Origin of the sequence: Halorubrum halophilum, from assembly GCF_000739595.1 — an archaeon.
Lineage (GTDB): Archaea > Halobacteriota > Halobacteria > Halobacteriales > Haloferacaceae > Halorubrum > Halorubrum halophilum.
The window spans coordinates 1-16134 of sequence record NZ_BBJP01000040.1; the positions used below are offsets into that span (position 1 = coordinate 1).

14 protein-coding genes are annotated in these 16134 nt (G+C 61.3%); 8 read left to right on the forward strand and 6 right to left on the reverse strand.

The window, feature by feature from the left end; all coding sequences use genetic code 11:
* Positions 1–84 precede the first annotated feature (84 nt).
* Genes ACP96_RS13320 through ACP96_RS13330 form a run of 3 tightly spaced genes read left to right on the forward strand, consistent with a single transcriptional unit; the run spans position 85 to position 2369 of the window.
* Positions 85–666, forward strand: a complete 582-nt coding sequence (locus ACP96_RS13320; RefSeq protein ID WP_050024784.1) for a DUF7342 family protein — start codon at positions 85–87, stop codon at positions 664–666.
* A 3-nt stretch (positions 667–669) separates the two neighbouring features.
* Positions 670–1131 carry a hypothetical protein gene (locus ACP96_RS13325; protein WP_050024782.1) on the forward strand — a complete coding sequence of 154 codons (462 nt, stop codon included), beginning with the start codon at positions 670–672 and terminating at the stop codon, positions 1129–1131.
* Positions 1128–2369 (forward strand): phage integrase SAM-like domain-containing protein, encoded by a 1242-nt coding sequence (locus tag ACP96_RS13330; protein ID WP_050033669.1) that lies wholly within the window; start codon positions 1128–1130, stop codon positions 2367–2369. The genes ACP96_RS13325 and ACP96_RS13330 overlap by 4 nt, the downstream gene beginning before the upstream one ends.
* A 290-nt stretch (positions 2370–2659) precedes the next feature.
* On the opposite strand, the gene ACP96_RS13335 is transcribed toward ACP96_RS13330, so the two are convergent.
* Together ACP96_RS13335 and arcD are read right to left on the reverse strand one after the other, a co-directional pair.
* A complete protein-coding gene (locus tag ACP96_RS13335; RefSeq protein ID WP_050033670.1) occupies positions 2660–2917 on the reverse strand; it encodes a hypothetical protein in 258 nt (85 codons plus the stop codon).
* A gap of 110 nt (positions 2918–3027) precedes the next feature.
* Entirely contained in the window at positions 3028–4494 is a 1467-nt protein-coding gene (gene arcD, locus ACP96_RS13340) for an arginine/ornithine antiporter ArcD (protein WP_050033671.1), read from the reverse strand.
* Positions 4495–5774: 1280 nt separating this feature from the next.
* Between arcD and ACP96_RS13345 the strand changes: the two genes are divergently transcribed.
* Together ACP96_RS13345 and gdhB are read left to right on the forward strand one after the other, a co-directional pair.
* Positions 5775–7085 (forward strand): class-III pyridoxal-phosphate-dependent aminotransferase, encoded by a 1311-nt coding sequence (locus tag ACP96_RS13345; protein WP_050024779.1) that lies wholly within the window; start codon positions 5775–5777, stop codon positions 7083–7085.
* A 116-nt stretch (positions 7086–7201) separates the two neighbouring features.
* A complete protein-coding gene (gene gdhB, locus ACP96_RS13350; RefSeq protein ID WP_050024776.1) occupies positions 7202–8491 on the forward strand; it encodes a glutamate dehydrogenase GdhB in 1290 nt (429 codons plus the stop codon).
* A gap of 91 nt (positions 8492–8582) precedes the next feature.
* Here the strand turns inward: gdhB and ACP96_RS13355 are convergent, their stop codons facing one another.
* Positions 8583–9386: an IclR family transcriptional regulator gene (locus ACP96_RS13355; protein WP_050024806.1), complete on the reverse strand. Its 804-nt coding sequence runs from the start codon at positions 9384–9386 to the stop codon at positions 8583–8585.
* Positions 9387–9612: 226 nt separating this feature from the next.
* Between ACP96_RS13355 and ACP96_RS17940 the strand changes: the two genes are divergently transcribed.
* Positions 9613–10248: an IS6 family transposase gene (locus ACP96_RS17940; RefSeq protein WP_082222549.1), complete on the forward strand. Its 636-nt coding sequence runs from the start codon at positions 9613–9615 to the stop codon at positions 10246–10248.
* Positions 10249–10404: 156 nt separating this feature from the next.
* Here the strand turns inward: ACP96_RS17940 and ACP96_RS13360 are convergent, their stop codons facing one another.
* Complete coding sequence (locus ACP96_RS13360) at positions 10405–11193, reverse strand: IclR family transcriptional regulator (protein ID WP_050024774.1); 789 nt, start codon at positions 11191–11193, stop codon at positions 10405–10407.
* A gap of 119 nt (positions 11194–11312) precedes the next feature.
* On the opposite strand from ACP96_RS13360, the gene ACP96_RS13365 reads away from it, so the two are divergent.
* Together ACP96_RS13365 and ACP96_RS13370 are read left to right on the forward strand one after the other, a co-directional pair.
* A complete protein-coding gene (locus ACP96_RS13365) occupies positions 11313–12563 on the forward strand; it encodes an MFS transporter (protein WP_050033672.1) in 1251 nt (416 codons plus the stop codon).
* Positions 12564–12656: 93 nt separating this feature from the next.
* Positions 12657–13616, forward strand: a complete 960-nt coding sequence (locus ACP96_RS13370) for a D-2-hydroxyacid dehydrogenase (RefSeq protein ID WP_050024770.1) — start codon at positions 12657–12659, stop codon at positions 13614–13616.
* A 33-nt stretch (positions 13617–13649) separates the two neighbouring features.
* Here the strand turns inward: ACP96_RS13370 and ACP96_RS13375 are convergent, their stop codons facing one another.
* Together ACP96_RS13375 and ACP96_RS13380 are read right to left on the reverse strand one after the other, a co-directional pair.
* Complete coding sequence (locus tag ACP96_RS13375; protein WP_050033673.1) at positions 13650–14810, reverse strand: acyl-CoA dehydrogenase family protein; 1161 nt, start codon at positions 14808–14810, stop codon at positions 13650–13652.
* Positions 14811–14910: 100 nt separating this feature from the next.
* A complete protein-coding gene (locus ACP96_RS13380) occupies positions 14911–16128 on the reverse strand; it encodes a mandelate racemase/muconate lactonizing enzyme family protein (protein WP_050033674.1) in 1218 nt (405 codons plus the stop codon).
* Between the last annotated feature and the right edge of the window lie 6 nt (positions 16129–16134).

The window sequence follows — 16134 nt, forward strand, 5'->3', positions numbered from 1 at the left end:
CCGCCAATAACGGGGTTCGAGACTTCTCTGACTCTCCTCAGCCGATCGAGGCAATGGAGAAGAAACGTAATCGATATAGGACTAATGACCTCAACCTATATTAAGGCAAAGCGCGAACGGTGTTGTATGTCCGAAGACGAATCGAACTCCGAGGGCCTGATGGAACGTCAGACCACGGGTGAAGACCGCGTGAGGATGACCGCCCGGCAACTTTCTGAGCCTCAGACGGCCAACTGGATCGCCTCAGAAGCGGGCTGGTCACACGAGCCGACCAAACGCGTCCTCGATCGGCTCGTCGACGATGGCATCCTCCACCGTGACGAAAGCGGGACTCACACCACGTATTACCCTGATTACCGCCGCCAAGCGATGCAGGAGGCGATGCGGCTCCGAGACAGCGGGCACACTGTCGAGGAACTCACGGACCGTCTCGCCGATATGAAGACGCAGATTCGCGACTGGGAGAATGAATTCGGCATTGAGTCGCCAAACCAGCTTCGCGGGACGCTCGCTGATGAGTCCCTTGACGCCGATGAAGAAAATCGCCGCCGTGAGATTGCCCGCGAGTGGGAGCACCTGCAGCGACGTATCCAGATCGTCGGCTTCGCCATCCGCGAATGGGACTTCCTCGCGCCGACGACAGAGCCTGCTGAGGCCAGCAGCTAACGGATGTCGGTGCCACACCTAGGTGGTGATCCGAATGCGAACCTCTACGCCCAATTGAAACGAGACGTCCTCGACCGGGTTCCTCAGATCACGACCGTCGAGTTCCTTCCCGACGATATCAAGGCCAAGCAACTGCGAGCAGTTTTCGATCCGACCCGCCTTGAGGAGCCCCCAACAGGCCCTGAGTCGCCAGAATTGACCGTCAAGTGGTATCAACAGGACCCTCACGATTGGTTCCGGATCAACTACACCGACCCAAACACGGGCTTTCACGCCGGCTGGCACCAGGACGAGGACCATCCCGAACTCGGACACGCGCATTTCCAGTACTCAGCCGCCATTACGGAGGACCGCTGGAGGATCACATTCGAACACGAAACCCCCTCCCTGATCCTCTGGGAAATCGTCGAAACGCTCTTTGAGGAGGTTCGTCCGACCTACCAAGACGCGAACGAAGAATTATGACTCCTGGTACACCTCGAGAACGCGCCGATCAGTCGCTCGCAAGTTCCTTCGAACGGTACCTCCAGGACAAGGGGAAAGGCCGCGGAGGCGACGGCGGGAACTATCGACGTAACGCTGCGCGCGAGCTCGAGCGGTTCGCCGAGTGGGCTGCCGGCGACCGCGACCACGGCGACGACGATTGGACCGGAATCGTCCCCGACGATGTCGAACGGGAGCCGACCTTCAACGATCTCGATGAACGAGTATTCCGGGAGTACGCCCGGCATCTCAGTGGAGATCGGGGACTCAAGCAGAATACGGTACAAACCTATTACCGCTATATCTCTGCGTGGTGTGGTTGGTGCGTCAACGAGGGGTATCTCGAGGCGCACTACGCGCAGCGGGCAAGTGCGATGGCCCCGCTACCCGAGGACGACGGTCGCAAGCCCGGTGACCAGCAGGCCTGGACGTCCGAACAGCGCCACGCCCTGACTCGGTACAGCGACGAGCGAGCCCGTGACGCCATCGAGACATTCACCACACTCCCAGAGGATACTGATCCTCTTGACAGACAGCGAGCGCGCTACGAGGCGCTGAAAGCCGCTCGTGACCGTGCTCTCGTGTTTGTCCTCGCGTACACAGCTGTCCGTGTCGGGGAAGTGCTCCGGGATCCGAACGACCCGCGCCGCCGCGGAGTCCGCTGGGAAGAGATATCGCTTGACGACGGGAGTATGGATGTCTACCGAAAGAAACAGCAGTGGGACGCCGCCAGTCTCCCCGACCCAGTAATCTCGCCACTTCGGAGCTATCGAAGGCTGATGGACCCACCGACGGAACGTTGGCCGGTGTTCCCGACGTTCGACCAACGAACGCTCGCAGGACTCATCCAGGATGAGTTATCCGACCGAGGAAAACGACCGGAATCAATCGACGATCTGCGAGAGGAGTACCCTCGTGACCTTCTGGTGGCACTCGACGAGGATATCCGACCGGCGTCGGTCACGACGGACGGCGCTCGGTCGATTCTTCAGCGACTCTCAAGCGATGCAGAGATCGACATCGACCATCCAAAACACGACTATCTCGCCCCGCACGGTGGTCGACGTGGGATGGGTGAGGTGCTTGTCCGCGCGTTTGGATACACGGTGGCGGCCCGATATCTCGATAACTCCGAGGAGATGGTCCGGGAACGGTACTCACACATCGAGGCGGGGGAACTCGGTGACGTGGCTACCGAAGCACTAGAACAGATCGATTGACACAAGCGTTTATACGGTAGCAGAACCCATATTCGGTTAATAGATGGGTCTTGACGAAGCGCTCGCGACGTACAATATGTCGCGGAGCGAAGGGGCCGAGGAAGCGGGCCAAACAGTCGCGACGCTCCAAGACTGAAAGGGCCACTTGGTCGATGTCTCATATCTTTTCCGCGAATTCTACTTTCGATAGTCTTGGCGTAACGGTTTCAGGGCCGAAGATTCAGGAGGCCGGCGAATAGACCAGCTTTCTGAATCCAATCGCGGACAGCGACGTGACGCCGATCGACCTATTATATAGAAAATTTATATATTATACCTAACGATATATAGGGTAAATAAATGCGAACTCCTACTCCAATCGCCCACCACGGCGTTCGATCGGGCTCCACGACCGACAAGTCGATCCGCACGTCGCCTTCGCTGAGACGGCCGAGTTCTGCCATAGACACCCGGAAGTCGTCCGCCTCATCCTCTAACTTAACGCGGCCTCCGCAGCCTGAGGGGTCGATGAGGGAGGCGAACCCTCCGTTCTCGATATCGAGGGCCATTCCGTCGACTGCGGCGACCTCCGCTGCCCGGATCCTTCGATTGCATCACGGACTGCCGTGTCCGGACGCGATACCGGAATACCGAAATGCGCCGAACGACCGAACGAACCTTACTCGTCCTCGACCGCCGCGGTCTCGGTGCGTTCGACTGCGCCGCTCTCCGTGCCTGCCACTTCCTTATGCGTAATATTCCATCCCGTTATACCCATCATGATTAGTATCAGGGGTGAGAGGAAGCCGAAGAAGTAGTACGGCGCGTATTCGAGCGTGCTGACGCCAAGCGTTCCCGCCATGAAGACGGCACCACTGTTCCACGGGACGAGCGCGCTCGTCACCGTCCCGGACGATTCGATGGCTCGCGACAGGTTTTCGCTCTTGAGGTCTTTCTCTTCGTACAGGCTCCGCAGCGTGACCCCCGGAACGACGATGCTGACGTATTGCTCCGCGGCGAGAATGTTCATCGACACGGCCGAGAACGCAGTCACGCCGGTCAGACTTGCGACGCTGCGGCTCAGCCGGCCGAGATGATGGGCGAGAACGGCGATGATGCCGGTGCATTCGAACATCCCACCCAGTGCCAGGGCCAAAATGGCGATCGTAACGGCCCACGAGCCGCCAACCATCCCGCCACTCGCCAGGAGGTCGTTGACGACCTCGAGCCCGGTTTCGGGACTCGTGCCGCTCTGGGCCGCAGTCCAGATCTGCTCGAAGCCCGTTCCTTGGAGCGTGAGCGCGGTCGCTGCACCGGCAAAAATACCCGTCCCGAGGGCCGGGATCGCCGAAATACCGTATATCGCGAGTGCGAACGTCACGACGATCGGGAAGAACGCGAGCGGTGAGATCGTGTACGTACCGGCGAGTGCCGTCTGTATCTCGGCGATCCGATTGGCCGGAATGGATCCGGAGGCGCGGAGGCCGAGGAGCGCGAGCAACACAACGCTGATCGTGAACGCGAGCAGCGTTCCGCTTCGCATCGCGTTGATGTGGTCGTATAGATCGGTATTGGTGACGGCTGCTGCGAGGTTCGTCGTGTCCGACAGCGGTGACTGCTTGTCGCCCGCGTACGCCCCGGTGAGTATCGCTCCGGCCGTCATCGGTGCCGGGAGGCCGAGCCCGGAGCCGATCCCGATAAATGCGACACCGAGCGTCCCCGCCGCCGTCCACGAGGACCCGATGGCGAACGTGATAACGGCAGTGATCACCGCGGTCATCGGGAGGAACACTACCGGAGTCAATAGACTGAGTCCGTAGTACATCATCGCCGGAATCGTTCCCGCACGAATCCAGGTGGAGATGAGCGCGTACACGATGAAGAGAATGAACACCACCTGAATCCCCATAAGGAGACTCTGGGTGATTCCCTCGTACAAGGTGTCCCATGAGACCCCGAGCCAGTAGTAACTAAACAACCCGGTAAACGTAATCCCCCAGAAGAGTGGGAACTGCGGGTCGAGCCCGTATATTCCGATTCCGATGCCGAGGAACGACAGCATTCCCACAATCGGTACCAACGCCTCGCTCAATGAGGGACGGGTGTCTGGATCGAGGTCCTCGAAGAGCTGAATGTCGTAGTCCATTGTATTCAGTCACTACGGGCCACGCGGGGTTCGGGTGCTTCCGCAGTAAAGACAGCCACGCTTCGAGACCTCACTGTCAGTGTACTCGCTCTGGAAGGGTGGGATTGACAATGCATACCGATTCAAGAATCACAATGATCGTTTATGTATCTTATGCTCTCACAGGCCGTTCGATGACTGTCTACGTGGGAGTTTGCTCCACGACAGGGAACAATTAGTTCGAGTATATCAAACCGGGGGCGGTGACGGTTTACTTGGAGACCACGGGGCGGAGACTCCGATATCGACGTATCCCGTTTGTTCCGCACGGGAGTCGCACGCGACCCGGAACGCGACTCGATCGAGCAACCCACGGCGTTCCGTTATCGCTCCGGTTCGAATGTCGCTTTCGGCGGTCCCCGAGATAACCCCGTAGACAATCGGGCTCCCTTCCGTTGCATCGGTGGGCCGATCGAGGCCGGGTGATCCTTGCTTGTCACGGTTGCTACCTCTTTAGAGACAAGATAGACAGTGTTTAATCGGTGTCCTAGCTATATACGGCGGATCTGTGCGAGAATGCGACCGAACAGGCAATAAACCGGTGAGCGTATTCGAGCTCTTTGTTTGAGTTATACGAACCAGAGCCCGGTCCCGCTCGCTCGAGTCCGCGTCCCGACTCGCATTCGGGTAGTGAGTGTTTCAGTGCCACTCTCGCCGCGGATCGTTCGTAACTTGGATCGAACACCGAACCGGCTGCGCCGTGGTGTGACGGGCGCGTCGTCGAGACGCTCGCGATCAGCAACGGCATTCAGTGGCCCGAGTCTCCAGAGAACATGTGCGGTCGCTCCGAACAGTCGCATATCCGCGATCGAAGAGTCGGGCCGAGAGCGACACCAGAACCGAGTGACGATGAAACGGTCGACTGACCGATCCGATACCCGACACGATACCAAGCGAACGGCCGAATACGAGACGAACGAAGTTCGAGCGTCGCCTGAGGATCTGTTTCACGCCTATCTGAGTACGGACTCGTTCGTGAATGTCAAAACTGTTGTCCCCGGTAACCGTTGAGTTTCTCTCTTACTTCCGTGTGCGAAACGAGACGACGGGGCTGAACGGGTGAGTACTGACAAACATACAGATGTAATGGATCGCCGCGTTCCGGATCACAGCGATCGGCAACAGGCAAATATGCTCCCAAATCGTTTGACTATGACAAACCATAGATCGGCGGTGCTATAGTGCCGGCGTGCAGCCATCGTCCAAAATACTTATAGGGTGTTAGCGGAATTCGGCAGTGCATGCAGCGAAAAAAGGCTGAGCCATCAGTCCAAAAATTACCAGGACCAAAGGCCGAAGAGTGGGTCAATTTTCACCACGAGGCGGCAGCAGCGAGCACGTACGTCTATGATTTCGTCTGGGACATCACCGAAGACGCCGAGGGGCCGTTCTGTACGGACCCCGATGGGAACGTCCTGCTCGACTTCACGAGTCACGTTGCCGCTGCTCCGCTCGGCTACAACAATCCGAAGCTGATGGACAAGTTACGGGAGTTCGACCTCGTTGATCCGCTGAAGATCGCGGGGCAGGACTTCTACGTCAGTACTGGCGGCACACCGGGAGACACCGACCTCCCCGGCCCCAGCCATCTACTGGATACGCTGACGGATATCACCGATCAGTACGGGATGGATACGGTCTTCCTGTCGAACTCCGGGGCCGAGGCGGTCGAGAACGCGATGAAGATCTGCTACGACAACTGCGAGCAGCCCAAATACGGACTCACGTTCGAGGGGGCGTTCCACGGGCGCACGCTCGGGACGCTCTCGCTGAACCGATCGAAATCCGTCCATCGCCGTGGGTTCCCCGAACTCAGTGGCATTCACGACGTGCCCCACAGTCTGGCCGGCGTCGAACGCCTCCGCGAGAAACTGGACCCGGAATACGGTCACATCCCACCGGAACAGGTTGCCTTCCTCATCCTCGAGCCGGTCCAAGGCGAAGGCGGTTACCAGATTCCGGAACCGGAGTTCATGCGCGCCGTCAATGACCTCTGTGCCGAACACGACATCCCGCTGATCGCCGACGAGATCCAGTCCGGCGTCGGCCGGACCGGTGAGATGTGGGCCTCGGACCACTACGACTTCGAACCGGACGTCATCACAAGCGCCAAAGCGCTGCGCGTCGGCGCGACGATCGCGTCCGAAGAGATGTTCCCGAACGAAAAGAGCCGCCTCTCCTCGACGTGGGGTGCCGGCGATATTCTCTCGTCAATTCAGGGAACGCTCACGGTTGCAGCCATACGAGAACACGATCTCCTTAGCCACGCGAAACAGGCCGGGGAGAGGTTCTTGGAACAGCTCGAGGAGCTTCAGGCCAGCCATCCAGAGACGATCGTCGACGTTCGCGGACTCGGTCTCATGACCGCGATCGAGTTCGATACGAAGGAGCGTCGAGAGGCGGTCGTCGATGCTGCCCTCCAGCAAGGGCTACTGACGCTCGGGTGCGGACAGAAGACGCTCCGCCTGCTCCCGCCCCTCGACGTTCGCGAGCGAGAACTCGACTTCGCTATCAGACTACTCGACGATGCGATTGACCACGTGGAATCGTAATCGCTCGCTCAGTTGATGACCACACGACGTTGCCGGCACGACCCGGACGGGTTCCCACGGGTTCGCGATTCCCGTCACCGGACGATCACTACCGACACCACCGACCGACTTCAACAATGACACAGAAGCAGACTTCCCGCTCCGAATCGGACAGCGAATCGACCAGCGAATCGCCCCTCGAAACGGCTCGCCGGCAGCTCCGTGCCGCCGCGGACCGGACCGACGTCGACGACGGCGTTATCGAACGCCTGAACCGGCCGACCAGAGTTGTCGAGGTCTCCATTCCGCTCGAACGGGACGACGGGTCCGTCGACGTCTTTACCGGCTATCGCGCACAGCACGACGACGTCCGCGGCCCCTACAAGGGCGGACTCCGCTATCACCCCGAAGTCACCGCCGACGAGTGCGTTGGCCTCGCGATGTGGATGACGTGGAAATGCGCGGTGATGGACATCCCGTTCGGCGGCGGGAAAGGCGGTATTGTCGTCGATCCGAAGGACCTCAGCGCCGACGAGAAAGAACGCTTGACTCGACGGTTCGCGGAAGAAATCCGAGACGAGGTCGGCCCCAGTCGGGACATCCCCGCACCCGATATGGGTACCGACGCACAGACGATGGCCTGGTTCATGGACGCGTACAGCATGCAGGAAGGGGAAACGATCCCCGGCGTCGTCACCGGCAAACCGCCCGTCATAGGTGGGAGTTTCGGTCGCGAGGAAGCCCCCGGACGGAGCGTTGCCATCGTCGCACGGGAAGCGGTCGAGTACTATGACGAGAGCCTCGACGACGTTTCGATCGCGGTGCAAGGGTACGGAAGCGTCGGTGCGAACGCCGCTCGTCTGCTCGACAAGTGGGGCGCGGACGTCGTCGCCGTTAGCGACGTCAACGGTGGTCTGTACGAACCGGAGGGACTGCAGACGCAGGACGTGCCGTCCCACAAGGAGGAACCGGAAGGCGTGACGCGTCACGAGGGTTCGCACACGGTTTCCAACGAGGAACTCCTCGAACTGGACGTGGACGTTCTCATCCCGGCCGCCATCGGAAACGTCATCACGGCCGACAACGCGGATCGGATCCAGGCCGACATCATCGTGGAGGGCGCGAACGGTCCGACTACCTCGACCGCGGACACGATCCTTCACGAGCGTGGCAAACGCGTCATTCCCGACATCCTCGCAAACGCCGGCGGCGTCACGGTCTCCTACTTCGAGTGGCTTCAGGATATTAACCGTCGAACGTGGTCGGAAGAGCGGGTCAACGACGAACTCGAGTCCGCTATGCTCGACGCATGGACCGACGTGAAAGCGGAAGTCGACGCCCGGGACCTGAACTGGCGGGACGCGGCGTACGTCGTGGCGCTCAACCGCATCGGGGACGCAAAGGAAGCCCGGGGACTCTGGCCATAGGTCGAGCGACAAACTCCAGAATACACCCCCTCACGGCGTGAACGTCGACGACGATTCCGAGAAAACTCCGTCTTCGACTCAGTTTCCGGACTTATCGCGCCTTCTCGACGCCGGCCGTCTCGAGGTTCACTTCGATGATATTGGCCGCTTCCATCACTAACTCCGGAATCTCGGACTCGAAGTAGTTCCCGGAGAGACGACTCGTGGGGGCTGTTACACTTATGGCACCACAGACGGTGGCGTCAGGTCCCGTGACTACGGTTCCGACCGATCGCATTCCACGTACTTCCTCTTCGTCGTTGACCGCGTACCCCTGGGTTCGGATTTTGTCGAGTTCCTTGAATAGCGTCTCGATATCAGTGATCGTATTTTCGGTTCGTTGGACGAACCCCTGGCGGTTGATGAGCTCTCGGACCCTTTCCCGACCGAGACACGCTAGCATCGCCTTTCCGGCTGCCGTGTGGTACAGGTACTGCGGCGACTCGCGCATTCGAAGGTGGTAATCCATCGCGATCGCTCTGTCGCCGCTGCTTTCGTAGAGCGTTACTTCTTGTCCCTGACACTCGACCGTAAGATGGACCCACTCTCCCGTCTTCTCGGCAAGTTTTTCGACCTCGTCCTGACCTGCGCGGTAGATGTCCGTCTGATTTCGGACGCTCTCACCCATCGTTACCAGCCGTATCCCGAGCTGATATTCGCTCCCGGATTTCGCGATGAACCCCTCGCTCTCCAACGTCTTGAGATATGTGTGGACAGTCCCCTTCGAGAGGTCGACTTCGCCGCAGAGATCGGTAAACGTGGGCGTATCGAGATACTGGATCGCTTCCAAGATGGCACTCGCTGTCTGAATAGATTTGATGCGGCGAGGTGACCCGCTTGAGTCGTCGGCGTCCATGTTGTTCATGACTTTCACCGCGGCATATAGGTTTGTATATGCCAAACTCACGTCGGAGTCGTTCGACACAACCAGACTGATCGAGACGGACTGACACAACTATCCGAGTCCGTAGGGGAAGAGCGGGCACCGTGCGAGGTTACTGATAGGGGCGTTCGCCACCGACTCGTGTGGCGGTGTTCAGATAAGGATTGAAAGGTGAGGCGGTTCGTTTTCAAAGTGATTCATCCCCAAAAACGACCGCCTCAGCGGCTGTTTAGACGAGATCAACTTAGAGTTTGTGGAGCGAGAAGCAACACCGAAGCTGTTGATGAAGCTCAGTATTCAGCTTCATCTAGCTGAATTATCGAGTTTAAATACTGTTTTGTTTCTTGAGGTATTCGGTGTTGATCGGGTTCGATCTACCGTTCACAACTGGGTTCATAAGGCCGATTTACAGCCAGAAACTGGTCGGAGCTCGAATCACGTTGCGGTTGATGAGACCGTGATTCAGCTTGACGGTGAACAACATTGGCTGTACGCTGCCGTCGATCCAGACTCGAACGATCTACTACATACAAAGCTTGAGCCGACCAGATATAATGCTTTTGCAGATCTATTTTTTGCTGAGCTCTGTGAAAAACATGACGTAGATGACGCAGTTTTTCTCGTTGATGGCGCAGCTTCACTTCAGCGAGCTTGTCGCAAACACGATCTCGATTTTAGATATGAACGACATGGAAATCAGAATGGTGTCGAACGTGTCTTTCGTGAGATAAAATGCAGAACTCTCTGTTTCACAAACTGCTTCAGCAACGCCGAAGCAGAAACTGCTGACGAGTGGCTGAGATCGTTCGCTTTCGCATGGAATCAGCTTATCTGAACACGAGGGTTGAGGAGAACGAGAAGGCAAATCGATCAGAATTACAACTGTACTGTTGTTATTTTTTGCTGAACAAATCATCTTTGAGTTGTCGGCCGTGTATTCATCCGATATGTTCGAACAAAAGAAACGGCTAGCGAGAATCGGTCGGCGGCGTCAGGAGTGCGCAATGTTGAGTTCGAGTTCGTTGGCCGCCCCGAGCAACAGATCGGGGAGCTCCGATTCGAGTCGCTCGCCGTTCAGGCGGTGAGAGGGGCCGGTGACGCTGAGACCACCGATCACGTCGCCGTCCGGACCGCAGATCGCGACTCCGACGGCGTGTGTGCCGCGAAGCGACTCCTCGCGGTTGAAGTAGTACCCACGGTCTCGTCCCTCGTCGATCTCCGCGCGGAGTACGTCCGGGTCAGTGATCGTGTGTTCTGTGACGGGATCGAACGACATCCGTTCGAGCATGTCGGATAGCTCCGGCTCCGGAAACTCAGCGAGGATGGCCTTCCCGGCCGACGCCGCGTACAGCGGGATCCGGCTACCGATCCCAGGATCGGTCTGGACCGCTTGGTCGCCGATGGCCCGCGCGAGGTACACAATCTTCCCGTGCTCTTCGACGAAGAACTGCGCGCGCTCGCCGGTCATCTCGGCAATTTCCTCGACTTTCTGTCGCACGAGGTCGTATCCGCGGTATTTGCTCCGGGCCGTAACTCCGATTTCGAGGAACCGAAGTCCGACGTGGTAGCCGCCGTCGCGGTGGACGACGTAGCCGAGCGCCTCCAGCGTCTGAAGGTGGCGGTGGACCGTGCTCTTGGCGTAATTGAGTTCGCCTGCCAGGGTCGCGAGAGACGCACCGTTCTCGTTGTCGAGGTGTTCTACGATGTCGAACATCGTCTCCGCGGTTCGGACCGTGTCAACTCTGGCGCCGTCCTCCGTGTCGCCCGGGTGGTCTATCATGGTCGATCTTCTCGTATCTAGGTATATAAGTATTCGAATGAGTCGAACGAATGTGTAGCGATCCCGCCTAGTCTGTGGTAACACGTAGGTTTAATTCGGGAGACTGCGTGCCAACAGATGTGTCCTCACTCTCGTCGATCGCGGGAGCCGACTCGGGGATCGTGCGAGAGCGCCCCTTTCAGCTACTACTGCTCATCAACATCCTCCCGCCGCTCGGCACTGCCCTGCTCTCGCCGGTGCTCGGATCGTTGGTCGAGCCGCTCGGCGCGTCGACAGCAAACATCGGCCTCATGATGTCGGCCTTCACCGCGCCCTCTATTTTTGTCATCCCCATCGCGGGCGTCATTTCCGACCGTTACGGACGGCGACCAGTGCTGATCTTCGGCCTGTGTTGGTTTGGTCTCACCGGGACCACGATCGCGCTCGTCTCGACGTTCAGCGCGGCGCTTGCGCTGCGCGCGCTCCAAGGGATTGGGTTCGCCGCGCTCACGCCGATCATCATCACTAGCCTCGGCGACCTGTACACGGGGACGAAGGAGGCGACCGCACAGGGGCTCCGGTTCACCGGTTCCGGGCTCTCGCAGACGGCGTTCCCGCTGGCCGCGGGCGTCTTGGTCGGCGCGGCGTGGCAGTACCCGTTCCTGCTGTACGCTGTCGCGTTCCCGATCGCGGCCGTCATCTACGTCTGCTTCGAGGAGCCGCTCGACGAGTCGGCGGACGGGGAATCCGAGGCCGGGCTCCGAGAGCAGTTGGATGACATGCGGACGCTCGTCGCGCACCGGCGGGCGTGGGCGATGGTGGCCGCCCGCGGAACAGCAAACATCGCGTGGTTCGGTTTCCTCACGTACAACTCGATCCTCATCGTCGGCGTCCTCGGATACACGCCGACGGAGGCGGGCGTCCTCACGGCACTCGCGAGCTTCACGTACGCGCTTGCGGCGTCGCAGGCGGGCCGCGTCGCCGCGCTCTTCGACGACCGGCTCTACCCACTCGTCGCCACGAACCTGTCGATGGGCGCCGGTCTCGCGTTCACCTTCCTCGCCCCGTCGATCGCGGTCGCCGCAGTCGGCGTCGTGTTCATGGGGGCCGGGTTCGGGCTCGTACTCTCCATCTACCGGAGCGTCATCACGACGCTCCCGCCAGCGGACCTGCGCGGCGGGCTTGTCAGCCTCGGCGAGGGCAGCGGGCGCGCGGCGGCGACGGCGACCCCGGTCCTCATGGGCGTCGCCGTCGCCGTCGTGAGCGCCGCGCTCGGATTTGAAACGGCGGTTCGCGCGGTGGGTGTGGGAACAGGTGTCGTCAGCGCCGGCGTCGGAATCGCCTGCCTCCTCCTGATGAGCACGTCGCCTCCAATTCGGATGGACGAGTGAGACGATAGCGCGACGCCGCCAGCTCGATGCGGGTCGCTCCCGCCGGCTACCGCCACCGCGAGAACTTTGTCGGCTGGCCGCGTCGCGTGGACCATGTCTACCATCGACGTCGCGGTGCTCGATCACGACGCCCACGGCATTTCGGCGACCGACTACGCGGAGATACTCGCCCGACGACTCCCCGACCGCGAGGTCCGTCTCGCCGCGACGCCCGACGAACACGAACGGTACCTGCGGGAGGCGACGGTCGTCGCCGGGAAGTACATCGACGCTGAGGAGGCGGCGACCGCCGAGAATCTTCGGCTGTTCGCGTGTAACGCCGCCGGCGTCGACCACCTCCCGCTAGACGCTCTCGCCGAGCGAGGCGTCGCAGTGACGAACGCGTCGGGCGTCCACGGTCCGAACATTGCCGAGCACGTGCTTGGCTGGGTGCTGACATTCGCGCGGCGGCTCGACGAGGGGCGCCGCCGCCAGGGTCGCCGAGAGTGGCGCCGCTTCCAGTCGTTCACCGAGCTCGCCGGCAGCACCGTCACCGTCGTCGGGGTCGGGTCCATCGGCGAGACGGTCGTCGAGCGGTTTGAGGGATTCGATGTCGACACGGTCGGCGTCCGCTATTCGCCGGAGAAGGGCGGGCCGACAGACGAGGTGGTCAGTTATGACGATCTCTCTGCGGCGTTACCGGGGACGGATGTGCTCGTCCTCGCGTGCCCGCTGACGGAGACGACTAGGGGGCTGATCGGCGAGGCCGAGCTCGACGCGCTGCCGACGGACGCGATCGTCGTCAACGTCGCGCGCGGCGGCGTGATCGACACGCCGGCACTCGTGGACGCGTTGCGGTCGAACGCACTCCACGGGGCCGCCCTCGACGTCACCGATCCGGAGCCGCTCCCGACCGACCACGACCTGTGGGGGTTCGAGAACGTCTTCCTGACTCCCCACGTCGCGGGCCACACCCCGAAGTACTGGGAGCGGCGCGCGGACATTCTCGTCGCGAACCTCGAGCGGGTCGCCGAGACCGGCGAGTATGACGGGCTGCGAAATCAGGTCGCGTAGGGGCGTGTCGAAGAGAAAGAGAAGCCGGCGGCGCTACTGGTACGCCGGGATCCCGGTGAGGTCCTCGCCGAGGATCAGCGTGTGGATGTCGTGGGTGCCCTCGTAGGTGTACACCGTCTCCATGTTCGTCATGTGGCGCATCGGCGAGTAGTCGGCCGTGATCCCGTTGCCGCCGAGCATCTCGCGGGCGATCCGCGACTGGTCGCGGGCGGTGCGGACGTTGTTGCGCTTGGCCATCGAGACGTGTTGCGGCCGCATCTCGCCCGCCTCTTTGAGCTCCGCGAGCCGGTGCGCGAGGAGCTGCGCCAGCGTGATCTGCGTCGCCATCTCCGCGAGCTTCTGCTGTTGCATCTGGAAACCGCCGATCGGCTTCCCGAACTGCTCGCGGTCGGTGGCGTACTCACGGGCGACCTCGAAGCAGTCCGCCGCCGCCCCGACCGCGCCCCACGCGATGCCGTAGCGGGCCTGCGTCAGGCACGACAGCGGCCCCTTCATTCCCTCGACGCCCGGCAGCCGGTTCTCCTTCGGAACGCGGACGTTCTGGAGGCTGATCTCGCCCGTGATCGACGCGCGCAGGCTGAGCTTCTCGTCGATCTTGTTTGTGGTGACGCCGTCGCGGTCGGTCTCGACGAGGAACCCGCGAACGGGAGTGTCTGCCGCGCCGTGGTCCTTGGCCCAGACGACGGCGACGTCCGCGATCGGAGAGTTCGTGATCCACGTCTTCGAGCCGTTGAGGACGTACTCGTCGCCGTCCGGCTCGGCCATCGTCTCCATCGCGGAGGGGTTCGAGCCGTGCTCCGGCTCGGTGAGCCCGAAGCAGCCGACGGCCTCGCCGGTACCGAGCTTCGGGAGCCACTCCTCCTTCTGTTCGTCGCTGCCGAACGCGTGGATCGGGTACATCACCAGCGCGCCCTGCACGCTCGCCATCGACCGAAGCCCGGAGTCGCACGCCTCCAGCTCGCGCATCAGCAGGCCGTACGCCCGCTCGCTGACGCCCGGCAGGCCGTATCCCTCCAAGTTCGGCGCGTAAAAGCCCATCTCGCCCATCTTCGGGATGAGGTCCATGGGGAACGTGCCGTCGATCCAGTGTTGGCCGATGTCCTCGACCTCGCCGTCGATGAACGACCGGGCGGAGTCGACGAGCATTCGCTCTTCCTCGGACAGCGTCGACTCCATGTCGAAGTAATCGAGCATACGATCGCTTGCGATCGCAGCGATAAATAACCATAGTCTCCGGCGATCGGGACGCCGGGGTCGCGCGTGGAGGCGGAGTTCCGGCTCGGAATCCCCCGCCTCAGAACCCCTCGGTCCCGTCGAGCAGGTGTTCTTCGACGACGGCCTCGTCGAGTTCGATTCCGAGACCGGGCGCCTCCGGCACCGCGATGCGACCGTCTTCGATCAGCGGCTTGTCGCGCACCAGCAGGTCGTCCCACCAGTCGACCTCCAGGGCGTGGTACTCCAAGAGGTCGAAGTTCGGGGTGGCCGCGCCGAGATGGACGCAGGCCATTGTCCCCACCGGGCTGCAGACGTTGTGCGGGGACATCGGCATGTAGTTCTCCTCGGCGCGGTCGGCGATCCGCATCGTCTCCGTGAGCCCGCCGACCGTCGCCGGGTCGGGGGTGACGACGTCGATACCATGGTCGTAGATCAGGTTCGACAGCTCGAACACGCGGAACCTGTTCTCGCCGGTCGCGACGGGCGTCCGCGTCGCCTTCGTCACCTCCTTCTGGGCGTCCATGTTCTCCGGCGGGATCAAGTCCTCCAACCACATCAGGTCGAACTCCTCTAACTCGTGGGCGAGCCGCTTCGCGCTCTCGACGGAGTAGTCCCAGTGGCAGTCGAAGGCGAGGTCGATGTCGTAGCCGATCTCGTCGCGCACGGCCGCGACGATCTCCTTCTTCTCCCGGATCGCGGCATTGTTCAGGCGCCCGTTGTACGGGTCGTTCTCGTTGTCGGCCGGGAGGTCGAGGTCGAACTTCAGCGCCGAAAAGCCCATGTCGGTAACGCGGGCGGCCTCAGCGGCGTACGCCTCAGGGGAGTACGCCTCGGCCCCGGCGTAGGCGGTCGCGCCGTCCTCGACCGCATACGCCTCGCCGGCGTGGCAGTCGCAGTAGAGCCGGACCTCGTCGCGGTACTTCGAGCCGAGCAGCTGGTAGACGGGGAGGTCGAGGATCTTCCCGGCCGCGTCCAACAGCGCGATCTCGATGCCCGACGCCGCGGTGACGACCTTCCCGGTCGTGCCGCCGTGGCCCGACATCTCCTGGAAGATGTAGTGAACGAGCCGCTCGACGTCGAGCGGGTTCTCGCCCACGAGGAACCGGTTCGTGTACTCGACGAGGTCCGGGACGCCGCCGCCCCGGTACGCCTCGCCGATGCCGGTAACGCCGGCGTCCGTCTCCACTTTGATCAGGTTCCACTCGAAGTTCCCCTCGACGACGCAGGCGTCGAGGCCGGTGATCTGTACGTCTCGGTCCGGGTCGCGGGTGGCGATCTGGTCAGAGTAATCTCTCATGTATAT

Excerpts from the sequence above, each read along its gene's own strand:
- ACP96_RS13320 (WP_050024784.1), top strand. The coding sequence starts at position 85 with ATGACCTCAACCTATATTAAGGCAAAGCGCGAACGGTGTTGTATGTCC.
- ACP96_RS13325 (WP_050024782.1), top strand. The coding sequence starts at position 670 with ATGTCGGTGCCACACCTAGGTGGTGATCCGAATGCGAACCTCTACGCC.
- ACP96_RS13330 (WP_050033669.1), top strand. The coding sequence starts at position 1,128 with ATGACTCCTGGTACACCTCGAGAACGCGCCGATCAGTCGCTCGCAAGT.
- ACP96_RS13335 (WP_050033670.1), bottom strand. The coding sequence starts at position 2,917 with ATGGCCCTCGATATCGAGAACGGAGGGTTCGCCTCCCTCATCGACCCC.
- arcD (WP_050033671.1), bottom strand. The coding sequence starts at position 4,494 with ATGGACTACGACATTCAGCTCTTCGAGGACCTCGATCCAGACACCCGT.
- ACP96_RS13345 (WP_050024779.1), top strand. The coding sequence starts at position 5,775 with ATGCAGCGAAAAAAGGCTGAGCCATCAGTCCAAAAATTACCAGGACCA.
- gdhB (WP_050024776.1), top strand. The coding sequence starts at position 7,202 with ATGACACAGAAGCAGACTTCCCGCTCCGAATCGGACAGCGAATCGACC.
- ACP96_RS13355 (WP_050024806.1), bottom strand. The coding sequence starts at position 9,386 with ATGGACGCCGACGACTCAAGCGGGTCACCTCGCCGCATCAAATCTATT.
- ACP96_RS13360 (WP_050024774.1), bottom strand. The coding sequence starts at position 11,193 with ATGATAGACCACCCGGGCGACACGGAGGACGGCGCCAGAGTTGACACG.
- ACP96_RS13370 (WP_050024770.1), top strand. The coding sequence starts at position 12,657 with ATGTCTACCATCGACGTCGCGGTGCTCGATCACGACGCCCACGGCATT.
- ACP96_RS13375 (WP_050033673.1), bottom strand. The coding sequence starts at position 14,810 with ATGCTCGATTACTTCGACATGGAGTCGACGCTGTCCGAGGAAGAGCGA.
- ACP96_RS13380 (WP_050033674.1), bottom strand. The coding sequence starts at position 16,128 with ATGAGAGATTACTCTGACCAGATCGCCACCCGCGACCCGGACCGAGAC.